Genomic DNA, 15,467 nt, shown 5'->3' on the forward strand with positions numbered 1-15,467 from the left:
GTTTAATGCTTATTTAAACAGCAGCTTGTTCTATTTTTAGATGCGTTGTTGAATAAGCTGAATTGAATAGTTAATAGATTGAAGTGTCTTTGCTAGCTCCTGAGGTGGAATACGTGACTCTTGTAAGTGAGTAATCCATTGCATTTGACACATTTTAAGTTCTTGAAGTGTTTTGATTTGCTCTATTTTTTGAATAAGGGGTTTTGCCATAAGGCCACAGAACTGACCTAAGCTTTGTTTCATTAATAATTGTATTTCTTCAAAAGACAATTGCTGAACTGGAATAAATGGCTGGTCATTTTCTATATTTGAAGAAGTTACAGACGTTGATTGAGGGACCTGAATCTCTCCAACTAAATCGTTACTTTTATTCTCATCAATATTTTTCTGTTGCACTTCATTTGATGTTATAGATGACTCTTGCATAGATATTTGCTCGGTCAACTCTGAGTAACTTTCGTTAGAAGTAGCAATGAGTTTTAAATCAATCAGTTGTTGAATCAGCTCTGGAGGAGCAATACGCTTTTTAAACTCACTATTAAGGCTTTGAAAATCTTCATGATCAATGAGTAGAAGTAAACGTCTTTGTTTTGCATTTAACGTAATATTACGTTGTTGAAGCGCAACTCTTCCCAAATTGGTTCGATAAAAACCAGACATTGTATTTCCCCAATATAAAAATGAAGCAGACTGTTTAATTTTTATCAAACAGTACTGTTCTTAATAAAATATAAATGGGGTTTAAGATAAAACTCAAAAATGACAATATGATGAAGAATTTATGAATATCATCTATTTAAGTTAAGTCTTTAAAATGCACTTTCTAATGCCTTACGTAAATAGACATCAAGTTCGTCTTGACGTAGAAGCCATCGAATATAATCTTTTGGCAGTCCAGCAATTGCTGTACCTTTATGCTTACCAAAGTTAATAGTCGTGGGGATACGGGCTTCTTCAGAAACTTGGTAAAGCTCTTCAATATCTTGAATATTTAAATGATAGATAATATGCATCAAAATATTGGCAGTTAAAATAATATCGGCATCGGCACGGTGTGCACCTTTGAGTAATTCTCGTGCTTTACTGCTGCCTTGAGAAATCATATAAATGAGTGCAGAAATGTTATGAGCTTCAGCATCTGGCCAAGCTTTGCGTGCTAAAGCTAAAGTACAAATTGGTTTTATATGAGATACATCAACGTCACAACGAGCAATAGCTGCAATATCATAATCAATGTTGTGGCCAATAATATAAGTTGTGCTATCAGGTAATTTAAATGTTTTATAGTGAGGCTGGTTTTCTAGGTCCGTCTCCAAGATGTGATGCACCGCCATCGCAGCATAAGAGATCGGCGTTCCAACCTGATAGAGCTGATCAAATAATTTGCTTTTATCTAAAGTCAGTTTACCTGCATTAAGTTCAATGGGAGCGTATGCAATTTCAATAGGCAAACCATTTAGTGTATGAGTTTCTGTATCTAAAATAATGGCTTGCATCTTTTGAACCTTTAAACAATTACAAGTAACCGTCAATGTTAACAGTTGACTAGCGACTTTAAAACATAGAATAAAGTTAGATATAGCTATGAAATTTAATTTATGTTGAAAAGTAGAAAATCTCGCTACTTATTTTGATTAAATATCACTTGCGAAAAGTGAAGATTAGGCGTAATTGTTTGTAAGACATTTAAAATGTTCATTAAAAACTAAAGCACAACAAAAATCGAATTTAAGGGAAGATATACCAATGAAAATGAAACTGTTCATGACCAGTGTTCTTAGCACAAGTTTATTGTTGACGGCATGTGGTGGTGGAAGTAGTGATGACAGTCCAGCAACTACTGATCCATCTGGTACACCAGCCAATAATATTCAAAATCCAGTGGTTAAAGTCGATGCTTACACAAGTACTAACTTAGGGGCGGTTGCTGCTGAAAGTAGTATTTTGACTTATAAAATGTTAGGCCAAAGTGGACAAGAGGTTCAGGCAACAAGTTTAGTATTTACACCGACGACACCACCACCAGCAGGCGGTTGGCCAATTGTGGTTTGGGCTCATGGTACGACAGGGGTTGCAGATGCATGCGCACCAAGTAAATCGGCATTAACAGATAGTACTAAAGATTTAATTAGTAAACTTCTTGCGGCGGGTTATGTCGTTGTCGCACCTGATTATGAGGGTTTAGGAACCCCAGGTATACATCCATTCTTAAATGTTAAAAGTGAAGCTTATTCAATTACTGACGCCGTGGTTGCAACACGCAATTATTTATCTCAGCGTAATTTATTGACTTCGAATAAATGGGTCACTGTAGGTCACTCTCAGGGTGGGCATGCTGCATTGGGTGCTGCACAATATGCAAGTCGTGCACAGCTAAACTATAAAGGTACAGTAGCGGTAGCACCAGCTTCAAATCTAGGATTTATTTTAATTGCAGGTGAACAAGCCGTTGCCAATGCAACTTTGGATAAAAAGATCCCAATGTATGCACAGCTTGATACATATACTGCTTTAGTTACAGGTGGCATTCGAAATACACAACCAAGCTTTGATTATTCGCAGGTATTTACTTCACAAACCGCAAGTACTGCACAGCAGGCGGAAACAATTTGTGCAGGGCCATTGGGTCAAGCCTTTGGTGCAGGTATGACTAAGTATGCTACAGAGCATAATGGAACACTGGATGGATATACGCGTACTCAACCTAATTTTATGGCAGTACCTTTAGTTAAAACATTCTTAGATAAAGATTCTCAACCTTTACAGGCAAAAGTCACTACCCCGATTATTATTTATCAGGGCTTAGCAGATACAACAGTTCCGAAAGTAGCGACTGATATTTTGATATCTAATGCCACTGTGGTAGGTACAAAAATTAATAGCTATGTGACGGGTAACTGGGATCACGATTCAGCAATGAGTAGTAATGTAGATAACATTGTTGGAAATGTACAAAACCTATTGTCAGCTCAATAAGGGTAATGATATTTAAAGTTTTTTTGTTGCTATAAAAAGCTAAATTTAACTTTAGAAAGTTATTAAATAAATGCTTTTTAAGTGTTTATAAATTATTTTAGATTTGATGGCTCATTTTTTATAAAAATTGAGCCATTTTTATTTAAAACTGAGCTAACTTGATTCTGTTTAATTATAAAGTTCATGCTACAATATGCCGCAATCTTAGCACGGCTTAAAAGCCCTAATTTATAGGACCCCCGCTAATGTTTGCCAATATTTCCATTTCTGAATTTGATCCAGAATTAGCTCAAGCTATTGCTTCTGAAGATGAGCGTCAAGAAGCACATATCGAGTTAATTGCATCTGAAAACTATTGCTCTCCTGCTGTGATGGAAGCGCAAGGATCAAAACTTACGAACAAATACGCAGAAGGTTATCCAGGCAAACGCTATTATGGCGGTTGCGAGTATGTAGATGTTATTGAGCAAATGGCGATCGACCGTGCTAAAGAACTTTTTGGTGCTGATTACGCAAACGTTCAACCACATGCTGGTTCACAAGCTAACTCTGCTGTTTATTTAGCACTTCTTAACCCAGGCGACACAGTTTTGGGTATGAGCTTGGCTCACGGTGGTCACTTGACTCACGGTGCAAAAGTAAGCTTCTCTGGTAAAACTTATAACGCTGTTCAGTATGGTTTAAACTCTGAAACTGGCGAGATCGATTACGAAGAAGTTGAACGTTTAGCGTTAGAGCACAAGCCACGAATGATCGTTGCTGGTTTCTCTGCTTATAGCCGTGTTGTAGATTGGCAACGTTTCCGTGACATCGCGGACAAAGTTGGCGCTTACCTTTTTGTTGATATGGCTCACGTTGCAGGTCTTGTTGCTGCTGGCGTATATCCAAACCCAGTTCAAATTGCTGACGTAACTACAACGACGACTCACAAAACACTTCGTGGTCCACGTTCTGGTTTAATCCTTGCGAAAGCGAATGAAGAAATCGAGAAAAAACTTCAATCAGCTGTATTCCCTGGTAACCAAGGTGGTCCATTAATGCATGCGATTGCTGCTAAAGCAATCTGCTTCAAAGAAGCAATGTCTGATGACTTTAAAGCTTACCAACAACAAGTTGTGAAAAATGCTCAAGCAATGGCTGAAGTATTAATCGCACGTGGTTATGATGTTGTTTCTGGCGGTACAGACAACCACTTATTCTTGTTATCTTTAATCAAACAAGACGTAACTGGTAAAGATGCTGACGCTTGGTTAGGTGCTGCTCACATTACTGTGAACAAAAACTCAGTTCCAAATGACCCACGTTCTCCATTTGTAACTTCTGGTATCCGTATTGGTACTCCAGCAGTAACAACTCGTGGTTTTGGTGAAGTTGAAGTTCGTGAACTTGCTGGTTGGATCGCTGACGTGATTGACAGCAAAGGTGACGAAAAAGTTATTGCTGATGTAAAAGCGAAAGTTGAAGCTGTTTGTGCAAAATTCCCTGTATATGCAAAATAATTTGTGTGTATAAAAAAAGCGCCGTAAGGCGCTTTTTTTATATCAGTTATTCCAACCCCCACCTAAAGCACGGATTAAGTTTACACTAGCAATGATTTGGCCACCTTTAAGCTGAGCTGCCAATTGTTCTTGCTGCAAAATAGTCCGGTCGGAGTCAATCACATCAAGATAGCTAATCGCACCTTCTCGATAGCGTAGATGAGACAGTTGATTTGCATGGCGAGACGATGAGAGTGCTTGGTTTTGAGCTTGAATTTGCTGATCAAGAATACGTTGATCGGACAAACCATTTTCAACTTCACGAAAGGCGTTTAGTACAGTTTGTCTATAGTTGGCAACACTTTCTTCATAAGCTGCTCGTGCTTGAGCAACACCTGCTTTATGTTGTCCGCCATCAAATAATGGTAAAGATAAAATAGTACCTGCGACTGGACCAAGCAAGAAGGTACGGCTCGACCATTTACCTAACTCGCTTAAACTTGAAGATTCATAACCTAAGGCACCCGTTAGATTAACTTTCGGGAAAAAAGCTGCACGGGCAATTCCAATACGTGCATTATCTGCTGCCATAGCACGTTCAGCAGCAGCAATGTCAGGTCGCCTTTCAAGTAAACTCGATGGTAATCCTGCTGGAAGACGAAGACTATTTGTAGTTAAAGGTTGGACAGCTAAGCTAAAGTCAGCTGGTGTTTTGCCTAACAATACTGCAAGTGCATGTTCAGCATTGGCTCTGTTACGAGCAATGCTCAGTGCATTGGTTTGAGCTGTAGCAAGTTCAGTTTGTGCACGAGAAACATCTAATTCACTGACTAAACCATTTTTAAATCGGGTTTGAACGAGATCTCGTGTCTCACCAAGTAATTTAATAGTACGAGTATAAATTGCTTGTTCAGCATCAAGCTGGCGAATGAGAAAATAACCTTGTGCAACATCGGCCTGTAACGCTAAAAGTGCCGACTGATATAACGCTTCTTGCTGTTGTAGATCCGCTGTTGCTGCATTGACACTACTAGCGATACGACCAAATAAATCGAGCTCATATGAAACATTTGCTTGAGCGCGCCATAAGGTTTGTGCAGATGTATGAGCATTGTCATCTAACCCCAATGAAGCAGGAGAGGGTTTTTGACGAGTTGGGCCAAAGCCAGCACCAATACTTGGCAAACGTTCAGCTTGTGCTGCCGAACGTATTGCGCGTGAAGCCTGAATATTAGCTGCCACCGCTTTAAGATTTTGGTTGCCGGCAATCGCTTGTTGTTCTACCTCATTCAATTGAGCATCATTAAAAACACGCCACCATTCACCTCGAACTTGCTGATCGGCAGGCTGGGCAATTTTCCAATTATTGTCTTCAAGTTTAGAGTCTGACTCTTTAAATTTGACAGGAACTATGACTTTTGCAGGTTGATATTCCGGAGCCAAAGAGCAGCCTGCAAGAAGCAGGCTCCCCATGAGTGAGGACAATAACAAGCTTTGTTTTGCTGTAGTCATTAAATGTCCTCCTTAATGATCGTGTGGGTTGGCTAATGGTGCTTCATGAACTGCTGCTGAATGCAATTTATGTTTGCTATTCAATGTACGAATCAGGACATAAAAGGCAGGGGTCAGGAATAAACCAAAGAAAGTTACCCCGATCATTCCGAAGAACACTGCAACACCCATGGCATGACGCATTTCAGAACCTGCGCCAGTTGAAGTAACCAGTGGGACTACACCCATAATGAATGCAATAGATGTCATTAAAATTGGACGTAAACGAAGACGACTTGCTTCAACTGCTGCTTTAAAAGCAGTTGCTCCTTGCATTTCGAGTTCCCTCGCAAATTCAACAATCAAAATGGCATTTTTACAGGCCAGCCCAACCAGTACCATCAGACCGATTTGGGTAAAGATGTTGTTATCTCCACTGGTGAGCCAAACACCAGTCAGAGCCGCCAAAATTCCCATCGGTACAATTAAGATGACTGCTAATGGTAAGGTTAGACTTTCATATTGAGCAGCTAAAACTAAGAACACCAGTAATACGCTAATTGGGAATACCCAGAGTCCTGCATTACCAGCCAAGATTTTTTGGTAAGTTAAATCTGTCCACTCAAACTTGATACCACGCGGCAAAGTTTGTGCAGCAATACGTTCAACAGCAGCTTCTGCTTGGCTAGATGAATAACCTGGTGCAGGGCCGCCGTTAATATCGGCTGAAGTGTAGCCGTTATAACGCACCACCATTTCTGGACCGTAGGTTTGAGTTACATTCACCAATGAAGATAATGGCACCATTTGTCCGGCACTATTACGGGTTTTAAGCTGCAAAATATCTTCAGGATTTGCACGGAAAGGCGCATCGGCTTGTGCACGAACCTGATAAACACGTCCAAAGCGGTTAAAGTCGTTAACGTACTGAGAACCTAAATAAATCTGCATAGTATTGAAAACATCTGTCACAGCAACACCTTGCTGTTTGGCTTTTACACGATCCAAATCTACGTTGAGTTGAGGTACGTTAATTTGATAACTTGAGAACATTGGACCAAGCTCAGGAGCTGATTGAGCTGCTTTCATAAAGTTTTGTGCAGCATCATTCAAGGCTGAATAGCCTAAGGCACCTCGGTCTTCAAGTTGAAGTTTAAAGCCACCCATAGTCCCTAAGCCCATCACAGGTGGTGGTGGGAAAACCGCAATATAAGCATCTTGAATAGCTGAGTATTTCTGGTTTAAGGCACCTGCAATAGCATTTGCAGATAAGTCTTTGGCCTTACGTTCATCGAATGGCTTTAAGGTCACAAAGACAATACCGGCACTTGAGCTATTGGTGAAACCGTTAATTGAGAGACCAGGGAAGGCAACCGCGCTTTCTACACCAGGTTGTTTAAGTGCCGTATCACTCATTTTACGAATGACAGCTTCGGTACGATCTAATGATGCGCCGTTTGGTAGCTGCGCAAAACTAATCAAATATTGTTTGTCTTGAGCGGGAACAAAGCCACCCGGAACAATATAAGAAATACCAACGGTTAAACCTAAAAGTGCTGCATAGACACCCATTGCCGATGCTTTATGGGAGATAACACGACTTACGCCTTTACCATAGTTGTCTGATGCACGGGTAAATACGCGGTTAAACAGGGCAAAGAAACGTCCAAATACACGATTCATAAGGCGTGTTAATGCATCAGGTTTCGCATCATGTCCTTTTAGTAGCATGGCTGCTAAAGCAGGAGATAGCGTAAGGGAGTTAAATGCCGAAATAACAGTTGAAATGGCAATAGTCATGGCAAATTGTTTATAAAATTGCCCTGTTAAGCCTGTCATAAAGGCAAGAGGTACGAATACTGCAACGAGCGTTAAAGCAATAGCAATAATCGGTCCGCTTACTTCTCGCATGGCACGGTAAGTCGCTTCCCTTGGATTTAAACCAGCTTCAATATTCCTCTCGACGTTTTCGACGACTACAATCGCGTCATCGACCACAATCCCGATGGCAAGCACCATCCCGAATAGCGAAAGCGCATTGATCGAGTAACCAAAAGCAAGCATGAGAGCGAATGTACCAATAATTGAAACTGGTACAGCAAGTAATGGAATGATTGAGGCACGCCATGTTTGTAAAAATAAAATAACGACCACAACAACCAGTGCAATTGCTTCAAGTAAGGTATGAACGACTGCTTTAATACTGGCACGTACGAATTGAGTCGGATCGTACACAATGTCGTATTTAATTGAAGATGGGAAATCTTTTGAAAGTTCTTTCATCGTGCTACGCACTTGATCCGAAACTTGCAAAGCATTCGCACCCGGTGCTTGGAAAATTGGAATGGCGACCGCTTGTTTGTTATCAAGTAATGAACGCAAGCCATATTGTGAAGCTGCAAGTTCAACGCGTGCAACATCACCCAATCGAGTAACCGCGCCATAAGGAGCCGTTTTTAAAATGATATCTGCGAATTCTTGCTCAGTGGTTAAACGACCTTGAGCGTTTACCGAAAGTTGTAAAGGGGAATTACTTGGTGATGCACCAATGGTTCCTGCTGCAACTTGAATGTTTTGTTCGCGGATTGCACTGACAATTTCTGTGGCTGTGAGATTACGTTGCGCTACTTTCTGTGGGTCGAGCCACACACGCATCGCATAGTCACCAGAACCAAATAAACCGACTTCACCTACACCTTGTAAGCGTGCCAAACGGTCTTTTACGTTGAGCACCGCGTAGTTACGTAAGTAAGTCATGTCATAGCGATTATCTGGTGAGGTCAGATGCACAACCATGGTTAAAGTCGGTGAGCTTTTTAAAGTAGTAACGCCTAAACGCTGTACGTCTTCAGGTAAACGAGGCAGGGCTTGAGATACACGGTTTTGAACCAATTGCTGTGCTTTATCTGGGTCGATACCGAGCTTAAAGTTCACCGTAATTGTTAAATTACCGTCGCTGTTTGCCTGAGATTGCATATACAGCATGTCTTCTACGCCGTTAATTGATTCTTCAAGCGGAGAAGCAACAGTTTCAGCAATCACTTTTGGGTTTGCACCCGGATATTGAGCACGTACCACCACAGAGGGTGGAACAACTTCGGGGTATTCTGAAATCGGTAATTTAAATACCGAAAGAAGACCGGCAAGTAAAATCAGTACTGATAACACGCCAGCAAAGATCGGCCGATCAATAAAAAATTTAGAGATATTCATATGTGATTAACCTTTTGCCGGAGTTGAAGTTTTTTCTATTGGCTGAGGTTGAGGAGTAGTGCTGTTCGCAGTGATTTGCGCATTTGGCATAGGAACAAGGTGTGGTGTAACAGGGTCACCCGGACGAATCCGCTGTAAACCATTCACCACAATACGATCACCCGCTTGTAATCCGCTATTTACGATTTGCAAGCCATCTTGTTGTGCACCGAGTTTTACCTCACGGTAAGCAGTTTGATTTTTAGCGTCGACTACCACAACAAAACGTTTATCTTGATCGACACTAATTGCAGTTGGGCTAATCAAAATTGCTGAACGAGGTTGACCTCCACCTAAACGGATTCGTGCATATAAGCCCGGTAATAAAACGCCGTTAGGATTATCAAAAGTTGCGCGAACGCGAATCGTACCTGAGGTGGTATTTAAGTTATTGTCAATTGAGTTGATGGTTCCTTCACGAGAGAAACCTGTCTCATTGGCAAGCCCCATATAGACGGGAACTTGTGCTGAATTACGCTGATTACTGATGTATTTTAGATAAGTTTGTTCATCAACGTCGAAAGAGGCGTAAAGGCGAGATACAGACACCAAGCTTGTTAAGACCTGTGCGCCGTTACCTGCCGAAACCACATTACCAACGGTTACTTCGGCACGGGAAATTCGGCCGCTGACTGGTGCAGTAATACGAGTGTACTCAAGATTTAAACGTGCAGACTGAACAGCGGCTCTAGCAGCTTGTAGGTTGGCATTCGCTGAACGTGCATCATTTTCAGCTAGATCCAGCTCTTGGCGTGATACAGCATTACTCTGAATTAAACGTTGAATACGAGAAAGGTTAGATCCTGTATAAGTGACTTGTGCCTCAGCCGAAGCAAGTTGAGCTTGAGCACGATTCAGTTCTGCTTGGAAAGGACGTGGGTCGATTGTAAAAAGTAAATCGCCTTTTTTAACAAGACTGCCATCTTTGAAGTGTACGGAAATGAGTTTACCTGAAACCTGTGGCCGAATATCAACTTGATCAATTGCTTCTAAGCGACCGGAATATTCTTGCCAATCGGTAATCGTTTTGCTAATGACATTAGAAATATCAACTGTTGCAGCTTGTTGGGCACTGGTCGGTGCAGCTTTTGCATCGGCATTTTCATGTAAAAACATAAAACTACCCCCTGTAGCCAAAATGGCGACAAAGATGGCAGACAGTGCGAACTGTTTGCGGGAAAATGACATGAGGTGCTCCTAGTTATTTGGATACCTGTTTTCAGACTTTTAGTTGTGGTCCGTATGGGAGAAACAGGGTTTATGGGATGGACGGAGCATAAAAGTTTGTCAATCACGAATAAATATATTAAATTTGATAACACTATTCGTATTTTTATAACAATTGATGTGTTTGATTAAATAAATGCATTGATAGGAGTGTGCGTGTGGATCTATTTCATGCGATGAAAGTATTTAACAAAGTTGTCGAAACAAATAGTTTCAGTTTAGCGGCTGACAGTTTAGGACTACCGCGTGCTTCTGTGACGACAACCATTCAAGGTTTAGAAAAACATTTACAAGTTCGTTTATTGAACCGAACCACTCGTAAACTGAGTTTGACACCAGATGGCGCAGTTTATTATGAAAGGACTGCACGAATTTTAGCCGACGTAGAAGATGTAGAATCGAATTTCCACGATTCTGAACGTGGCCCACGAGGTCGACTGCGCATTGATGTTAAAGCGTCAATTGGACGACTCATCCTTATTCCAATGCTTTGTGATTTTCATGCCAAGTACCCCGATATTGATTTGGTGATTGGAATGAGTGATCGTCCAGTCGATTTGGTTCAAGATGCAGTGGACTGTGTTATTCGTATTGGTCAATTGAAAGATTCAAGTTTAGTTGCACGTCGTATCGGAACAATTCAGTGTGTCACTGTTGCTGCGCCTCGTTATTTGATGGAACATGGCGAACCAAAAACCATTGAAGATTTACAAAAACATCAAGTCGTGCATTATTTTAATAGCCGTACCGGACGCAATATTGACTGGGATTTTATGGTGGATGGCGAGATTCATAGCGTCGGTGTGAAAGGGCGTGTTTCTGTCAATGATAGTGATTCATATATTGATTTGGCAGTGCAAGGTTTCGGCTTAATTCAATGTCCATATTACATGGCGGCAAAACATTTAGAATCTGGTGCACTTAGAGAGGTATTGACTGAATGGTTACCTGCACCGATGCCAATATCAGTCGTTTATCTACAAAACCGTCATTTATCACCTAAAGTTCGTGTATTTGTAGACTGGGTAGCTGAATTATTTGCAAGTTGTCCATTGTTGAGTGGTTGTTCAATGGCATGGGATTCGAAATGTGAATTTGCCAGCGCTAAAGAAAATAACCATGAATATACTATTCGGACATTGGTTGAAAATGAAAATATGGCAGAAGCCTATACACTCAAAAACTAATTTAAAATTTGAGTGATTTTTCAACATTTAGATAGTTAATCCAATCCATTGTTTAGACATATTCATAAATCCTTAATTTACTGGTATAGAAATTGCAATTATTTCGACAGAAGAGTAATTTAGAAATTGCTCAAGTTTTTATCACCTTATTTGGATTTTAAGGAGAAGCTTCAAGATGGCAAGCTTTATGAAAAAAATGTTCGTTTCAACAACCTTAGTTTTGGCTGCTGTTGCAACGAATGTTCAAGCAAAGGATTGGAAGGTGATTCGTTTTGGTACTGAGTCGTCTTATGCTCCATTTGAATATAAAACACCAGATGGCAAGTTAACTGGTTTTGATGTTGATTTAGGTAATGCCATTTGTGCAAAGCTTAAAGCCAAATGTGTTTGGGTTGAAAACTCTTTTGACGGTATGATTCCCGCACTTAAAGCGAAAAAATTTGATGGCATTCTTTCATCAATGACCGTTACTGATGAACGTGCGAAACAAATTTTATTTAGTAGCAAAATCTACAATACGCCAACGCGTATGGTTGCAAAAAAAGGCTCACCGTTATTGCCAACGCCTACTTCATTGAAAGGTAAGCGTGTAGGGGTACAACAGGGCACAATTCAAGAAACATACGCTAAAACCTATTGGGCTCCAAAAGGTGTGAGTGTCGTTCCTTATCCAACTCAAGACTTGATTTACCAAGATATGATGTCTGGTCGTTTGGATGCAACGTTACAAGATGCAATCATGGTTGATGGCGCTTTCTTAAAACAACCGAAAGGCAAAAACTTCGCTTTTGCTGGTGGCAATGTGGTTGATGTGAAAACATTGGGCGTAGGTGCGGCTATTGGTTTACGCAAAGAAGATGCAGATTTGAAAGCAAATATTGACAAAGCTTTGGCTGCAATCATTGCTGATGGAACATACAAGAAACTCGAGAAAAAATACTTCTCTTTTAGCATTTACTAATGATGTGAAAAATGTCGGCTAAGTGCCGACATTTTTAAATCTATTCTCATCTCATCAATATTAGATATTGTTTTTAAGGAGAAGATGAGTCATGTCTTTTTCTGGCTATGGGCCACTCCTTCTCAGCGGAACATGGATGACCATACAGCTTGCGCTGTTGTCACTCTTGCTTTCTGTCATTATTGGCTTAATTGGTGCGAGTTCAAAACTCTCTAATATTAAAGCCTTACGTTATATTGCGACCGGCTATACCACGCTCATTCGTAGTGTGCCTGACTTAGTGATTATGCTGCTTTTATTTTATAGCTTGCAGTTGGGTCTAAACCAAATTACTGAAGCACTGCAAATGGATCAGATTGATATCAACCCATTTGTGGCTGGTGTGATTACCTTAGCGTTCATTTATGGTGCATATTTTACCGAGACCTTTCGTGGTGCATTTCAATCGGTTCCAACGGGACAAATTGAAGCAGCAATGGCCTATGGGATGACGCCGTGGCAGGTTTTTCGACGTGTTTTATTCCCTCAAATGATGCGTTTTGCATTGCCTGGTATTGGTAACAACTGGCAAGTTTTGATTAAAGCGACCGCACTGGTTTCCATTATTGGCCTAACTGACATTGTAAAAATTACGCAAGATGCTGGTAGAAGTACCATGCAATTGTTCTTTTTCAGCATCGTCGCTGCTGCGATTTATTTGGCAATTACCACCGTGTCAAACCTGATTTTAATATGGCTTGAACGTCGTTATTCTGCTGGTGTAAGGAAGGGGCAATTATGATTGAAATCCTTCAACAATATTGGAAGGCATACCTTTGGACCGATGGCCTACAAATGACCGGTGTCGCGATGACTGCTTGGTTATTGGTGCTTTCAATCGGTATTGGGTTTGTGCTTGCTGTGCCTTTATCACTTGCACGAGTATCAGAAAATATCTGGTTGCGTGGCCCAGTTTGGCTGTTTACTTATGTGTTTCGTGGAACACCACTGTACATCCAATTGTTAATTATTTACTCGGGCATTTATAGCTTTGATTATGTTCATGAACATCAAGCGCTCGATGCATTCTTTCGAGAGGGCATAAATTGCACCATTTTGGCATTCGCGCTCAATACTGGTGCATATACGACTGAAATCTTCGCTGGAGCGATCCGTTCTATTCCACATGGTGAGATTGAAGCTGCTCAAGCTTTCGGTATGTCAAAATGGAAACTCTACACACGGATTATCATTCCGTCGATGTTACGCCGCGCTCTGCCATTTTATGGCAATGAAGTCATTTTAATGTTGCACGCGACAACCATTGCATTTACTGCAACAGTTCCCGACATTTTAAAAATTGCGCGTGATGTGAATGCCGCAACTTATGACACTTTCAATGCTTTTGGAATTGCCGCGGTGCTATATGCGATGTTGGCATTTATTTTGATTTGGATATTTCGTAAGTTGGAAAAACGTTGGTTGGCATTTTTAAAGCCATCGAATCATTAGGAGACATAAATGGAACACGTTGCAAAACTAGTGATTCGTGATTTACACAAAACATTTGGCGATCATGAAGTACTGAAAGGGATATCGCTTGATGCAAATGCTGGTGATGTAATTAGTATTATTGGTTCATCTGGTTCGGGTAAAAGTACCTTGCTGCGTTGTATCAATTTTTTAGAACAACCGAGCAATGGCACCATTAAACTCAATGGTGAAAAACTACGCACAGTCTTTGATAAAAAAGGCAATTTAAAAGTGGTTGATCCAAAGCAACTACAAAAAATGCGTACTCAGCTCATGATGGTGTTTCAACACTTTAATTTATGGTCACATATGACAGTGCTTGAAAATGTCATTGAAGGGCCAATTCATGTGCTTGGGGTGAAGCGTGCTGAAGCCGAAGAGCGTGCAAGAAAATATCTGCGTAAAGTTGGATTGCCTGAAAGTGTTGAAAGCAAATATCCAGCATTTTTATCTGGGGGGCAACAACAACGTGTAGCGATTGCTCGTGCTTTGGCAATGGAACCGGAAGTGATGCTATTTGATGAACCAACCAGTGCACTTGATCCGGAGTTGGTGGGTGAAGTGCTCAAGGTTATGCAGAGTTTGGCTGAAGAAGGTCGTACCATGATTGTGGTGACACATGAAATGGGCTTTGCACGTCATGTGTCTAATCAAGTGATTTTTTTGCATCAAGGAAAAATTGAGGAACAGGGCCATCCTGATGAAGTACTCAATAATCCGAAAAGTGAGCGTTTAAAACAATTTTTGACGGGCAGTTTAAAATAAGCTGTTCATACCGAGTAAGGTGAAATTTTTTTAAAAAGAATTCGCATCTTACTCGGTTGCTTTTTAATTATATTTTATAGATGAGTATTTTTAGAAAACACATTAATAATGATAATACCTGCAATCATTAAAGTAAGACCAATACAGGCCGCCAAGTCTAAATGCTGTTTGTAAAATATCCAGCCAATTGCAGAAATTAAAATAATACCCGCGCCCGACCAAATGGCGTATGCAATTCCAATTGGGATTGTTTTTAGCGTCAGGGACAATAAATAAAAAGCAATCGCATAGCCCACAACTGTAACGATGGATGGAATGGGAACAGTAAAACCTTGAGATGCTTTTAAAGCTGAAGTTGCAATGACTTCACAAGCAATCGCAATTGCTAAATAAAGATAAGACATGGGGAAGTGCGCCAGAATGAGTTTTAATCAATCTATATGAAATGTTGAAATGGTTTACCAGTTTTAACGATTGTGCAATTTTTGGGGTACAAAATTACCAGTAAACCAAACTGAACTGATAAAGTGATTTTATCACTAGCCAATTGTTCTCAGCTATTTATTCCTTCATTTAATTATTGATTTGTATAGTCCCTCAAGAGGATCAACAATTTTA

13 protein-coding genes and 1 pseudogene are annotated in these 15,467 nt (G+C 40.5%); 7 read left to right on the top strand and 7 right to left on the bottom strand.

Annotated elements, in window-relative coordinates:
- Positions 1 to 36: 36 nt before the first annotated feature.
- On the bottom strand, positions 37 to 660 hold the full coding sequence (locus tag I8T81_RS05990) for a hypothetical protein (protein ID WP_198072351.1): 624 nt from the start codon (positions 658 to 660) through the stop codon (positions 37 to 39).
- A gap of 149 nt (positions 661 to 809) precedes the next feature.
- Positions 810 to 1,496: a 3'-5' exonuclease gene (locus tag I8T81_RS05995; protein ID WP_198072352.1), complete on the bottom strand. Its 687-nt coding sequence runs from the start codon at positions 1,494 to 1,496 to the stop codon at positions 810 to 812.
- A 250-nt stretch (positions 1,497 to 1,746) separates the two neighbouring features.
- On the opposite strand from I8T81_RS05995, the gene I8T81_RS06000 reads away from it, so the two are divergent.
- On the top strand, positions 1,747 to 2,976 hold the full coding sequence (locus I8T81_RS06000; protein ID WP_198072353.1) for an alpha/beta hydrolase: 1,230 nt from the start codon (positions 1,747 to 1,749) through the stop codon (positions 2,974 to 2,976).
- 107 nt (positions 2,977 to 3,083) lie between these two features.
- Here I8T81_RS06000 and I8T81_RS18880 read toward each other — a convergent pair.
- A pseudogene (locus tag I8T81_RS18880) lies at positions 3,084 to 3,161 on the bottom strand (hypothetical protein); the annotation flags it as partial.
- A 60-nt stretch (positions 3,162 to 3,221) separates the two neighbouring features.
- Between I8T81_RS18880 and glyA the strand changes: the two are divergent.
- The gene (glyA, locus tag I8T81_RS06005) at positions 3,222 to 4,475 is read left to right on the top strand and encodes a serine hydroxymethyltransferase (RefSeq protein ID WP_019457149.1); all 1,254 of its coding nucleotides are present in this window, start codon (positions 3,222 to 3,224) and stop codon (positions 4,473 to 4,475) included.
- A gap of 42 nt (positions 4,476 to 4,517) precedes the next feature.
- Here glyA and I8T81_RS06010 read toward each other — a convergent pair whose 3' ends face one another.
- Genes I8T81_RS06010 through adeF form a run of 3 tightly spaced genes read right to left on the bottom strand, consistent with a single transcriptional unit; the run spans position 4,518 to position 10,385 of the window.
- Entirely contained in the window at positions 4,518 to 5,966 is a 1,449-nt protein-coding gene (locus I8T81_RS06010; RefSeq protein ID WP_198072354.1) for an efflux transporter outer membrane subunit, read from the bottom strand.
- 12 nt (positions 5,967 to 5,978) lie between these two features.
- Entirely contained in the window at positions 5,979 to 9,158 is a 3,180-nt protein-coding gene (gene adeG / locus I8T81_RS06015; protein ID WP_198072355.1) for a multidrug efflux RND transporter permease subunit AdeG, read from the bottom strand.
- Between the two features lie 6 nt (positions 9,159 to 9,164).
- Positions 9,165 to 10,385 carry a multidrug efflux RND transporter periplasmic adaptor subunit AdeF gene (gene adeF / locus I8T81_RS06020; RefSeq protein ID WP_198072356.1) on the bottom strand — a complete coding sequence of 407 codons (1,221 nt, stop codon included), beginning with the start codon at positions 10,383 to 10,385 and terminating at the stop codon, positions 9,165 to 9,167.
- 197 nt (positions 10,386 to 10,582) lie between these two features.
- On the opposite strand from adeF, the gene I8T81_RS06025 reads away from it, so the two are divergent.
- The 5 genes from I8T81_RS06025 (at position 10,583) to I8T81_RS06045 (ending at position 14,849) form a co-directional block, all read left to right on the top strand.
- Complete coding sequence (locus I8T81_RS06025; protein ID WP_004700483.1) at positions 10,583 to 11,611, top strand: LysR family transcriptional regulator; 1,029 nt, start codon at positions 10,583 to 10,585, stop codon at positions 11,609 to 11,611.
- Between the two features lie 175 nt (positions 11,612 to 11,786).
- Positions 11,787 to 12,572 carry an ABC transporter substrate-binding protein gene (locus I8T81_RS06030; protein ID WP_019457144.1) on the top strand — a complete coding sequence of 262 codons (786 nt, stop codon included), beginning with the start codon at positions 11,787 to 11,789 and terminating at the stop codon, positions 12,570 to 12,572.
- Between the two features lie 91 nt (positions 12,573 to 12,663).
- Positions 12,664 to 13,353 carry an ABC transporter permease gene (locus tag I8T81_RS06035; protein WP_134261900.1) on the top strand — a complete coding sequence of 230 codons (690 nt, stop codon included), beginning with the start codon at positions 12,664 to 12,666 and terminating at the stop codon, positions 13,351 to 13,353.
- Positions 13,350 to 14,063, top strand: a complete 714-nt coding sequence (locus tag I8T81_RS06040) for an ABC transporter permease (protein WP_151863743.1) — start codon at positions 13,350 to 13,352, stop codon at positions 14,061 to 14,063. The genes I8T81_RS06035 and I8T81_RS06040 overlap by 4 nt, the downstream gene beginning before the upstream one ends.
- Before the next feature lie 9 nt (positions 14,064 to 14,072).
- Positions 14,073 to 14,849 carry an ABC transporter ATP-binding protein gene (locus I8T81_RS06045; protein WP_004700491.1) on the top strand — a complete coding sequence of 259 codons (777 nt, stop codon included), beginning with the start codon at positions 14,073 to 14,075 and terminating at the stop codon, positions 14,847 to 14,849.
- Between the two features lie 74 nt (positions 14,850 to 14,923).
- Here I8T81_RS06045 and abeS read toward each other — a convergent pair whose 3' ends face one another.
- Positions 14,924 to 15,253 carry a multidrug efflux SMR transporter AbeS gene (abeS, locus tag I8T81_RS06050; RefSeq protein WP_004700493.1) on the bottom strand — a complete coding sequence of 110 codons (330 nt, stop codon included), beginning with the start codon at positions 15,251 to 15,253 and terminating at the stop codon, positions 14,924 to 14,926.
- Positions 15,254 to 15,467 lie beyond the last annotated feature (214 nt).

Origin of the sequence: Acinetobacter seifertii, assembly GCF_016064815.1 — a bacterium.
GTDB classification, from domain to species: Bacteria; Pseudomonadota; Gammaproteobacteria; order Pseudomonadales; family Moraxellaceae; genus Acinetobacter; species Acinetobacter seifertii.

What these genes read in the sequence shown, in the direction of transcription:
- I8T81_RS06040 (WP_151863743.1), top strand. Translation starts at nt 13,350, where the DNA reads ATGATTGAAATCCTTCAACAATATTGGAAGGCATACCTTTGGACCGAT.
- glyA (WP_019457149.1), top strand. Translation starts at nt 3,222, where the DNA reads ATGTTTGCCAATATTTCCATTTCTGAATTTGATCCAGAATTAGCTCAA.
- I8T81_RS05990 (WP_198072351.1), bottom strand. Translation starts at nt 660, where the DNA reads ATGTCTGGTTTTTATCGAACCAATTTGGGAAGAGTTGCGCTTCAACAA.
- adeF (WP_198072356.1), bottom strand. Translation starts at nt 10,385, where the DNA reads ATGTCATTTTCCCGCAAACAGTTCGCACTGTCTGCCATCTTTGTCGCC.
- I8T81_RS06000 (WP_198072353.1), top strand. Translation starts at nt 1,747, where the DNA reads ATGAAAATGAAACTGTTCATGACCAGTGTTCTTAGCACAAGTTTATTG.
- I8T81_RS06035 (WP_134261900.1), top strand. Translation starts at nt 12,664, where the DNA reads ATGTCTTTTTCTGGCTATGGGCCACTCCTTCTCAGCGGAACATGGATG.
- I8T81_RS06010 (WP_198072354.1), bottom strand. Translation starts at nt 5,966, where the DNA reads ATGACTACAGCAAAACAAAGCTTGTTATTGTCCTCACTCATGGGGAGC.
- abeS (WP_004700493.1), bottom strand. Translation starts at nt 15,253, where the DNA reads ATGTCTTATCTTTATTTAGCAATTGCGATTGCTTGTGAAGTCATTGCA.
- adeG (WP_198072355.1), bottom strand. Translation starts at nt 9,158, where the DNA reads ATGAATATCTCTAAATTTTTTATTGATCGGCCGATCTTTGCTGGCGTG.
- I8T81_RS05995 (WP_198072352.1), bottom strand. Translation starts at nt 1,496, where the DNA reads ATGCAAGCCATTATTTTAGATACAGAAACTCATACACTAAATGGTTTG.
- I8T81_RS06045 (WP_004700491.1), top strand. Translation starts at nt 14,073, where the DNA reads ATGGAACACGTTGCAAAACTAGTGATTCGTGATTTACACAAAACATTT.
- I8T81_RS06030 (WP_019457144.1), top strand. Translation starts at nt 11,787, where the DNA reads ATGGCAAGCTTTATGAAAAAAATGTTCGTTTCAACAACCTTAGTTTTG.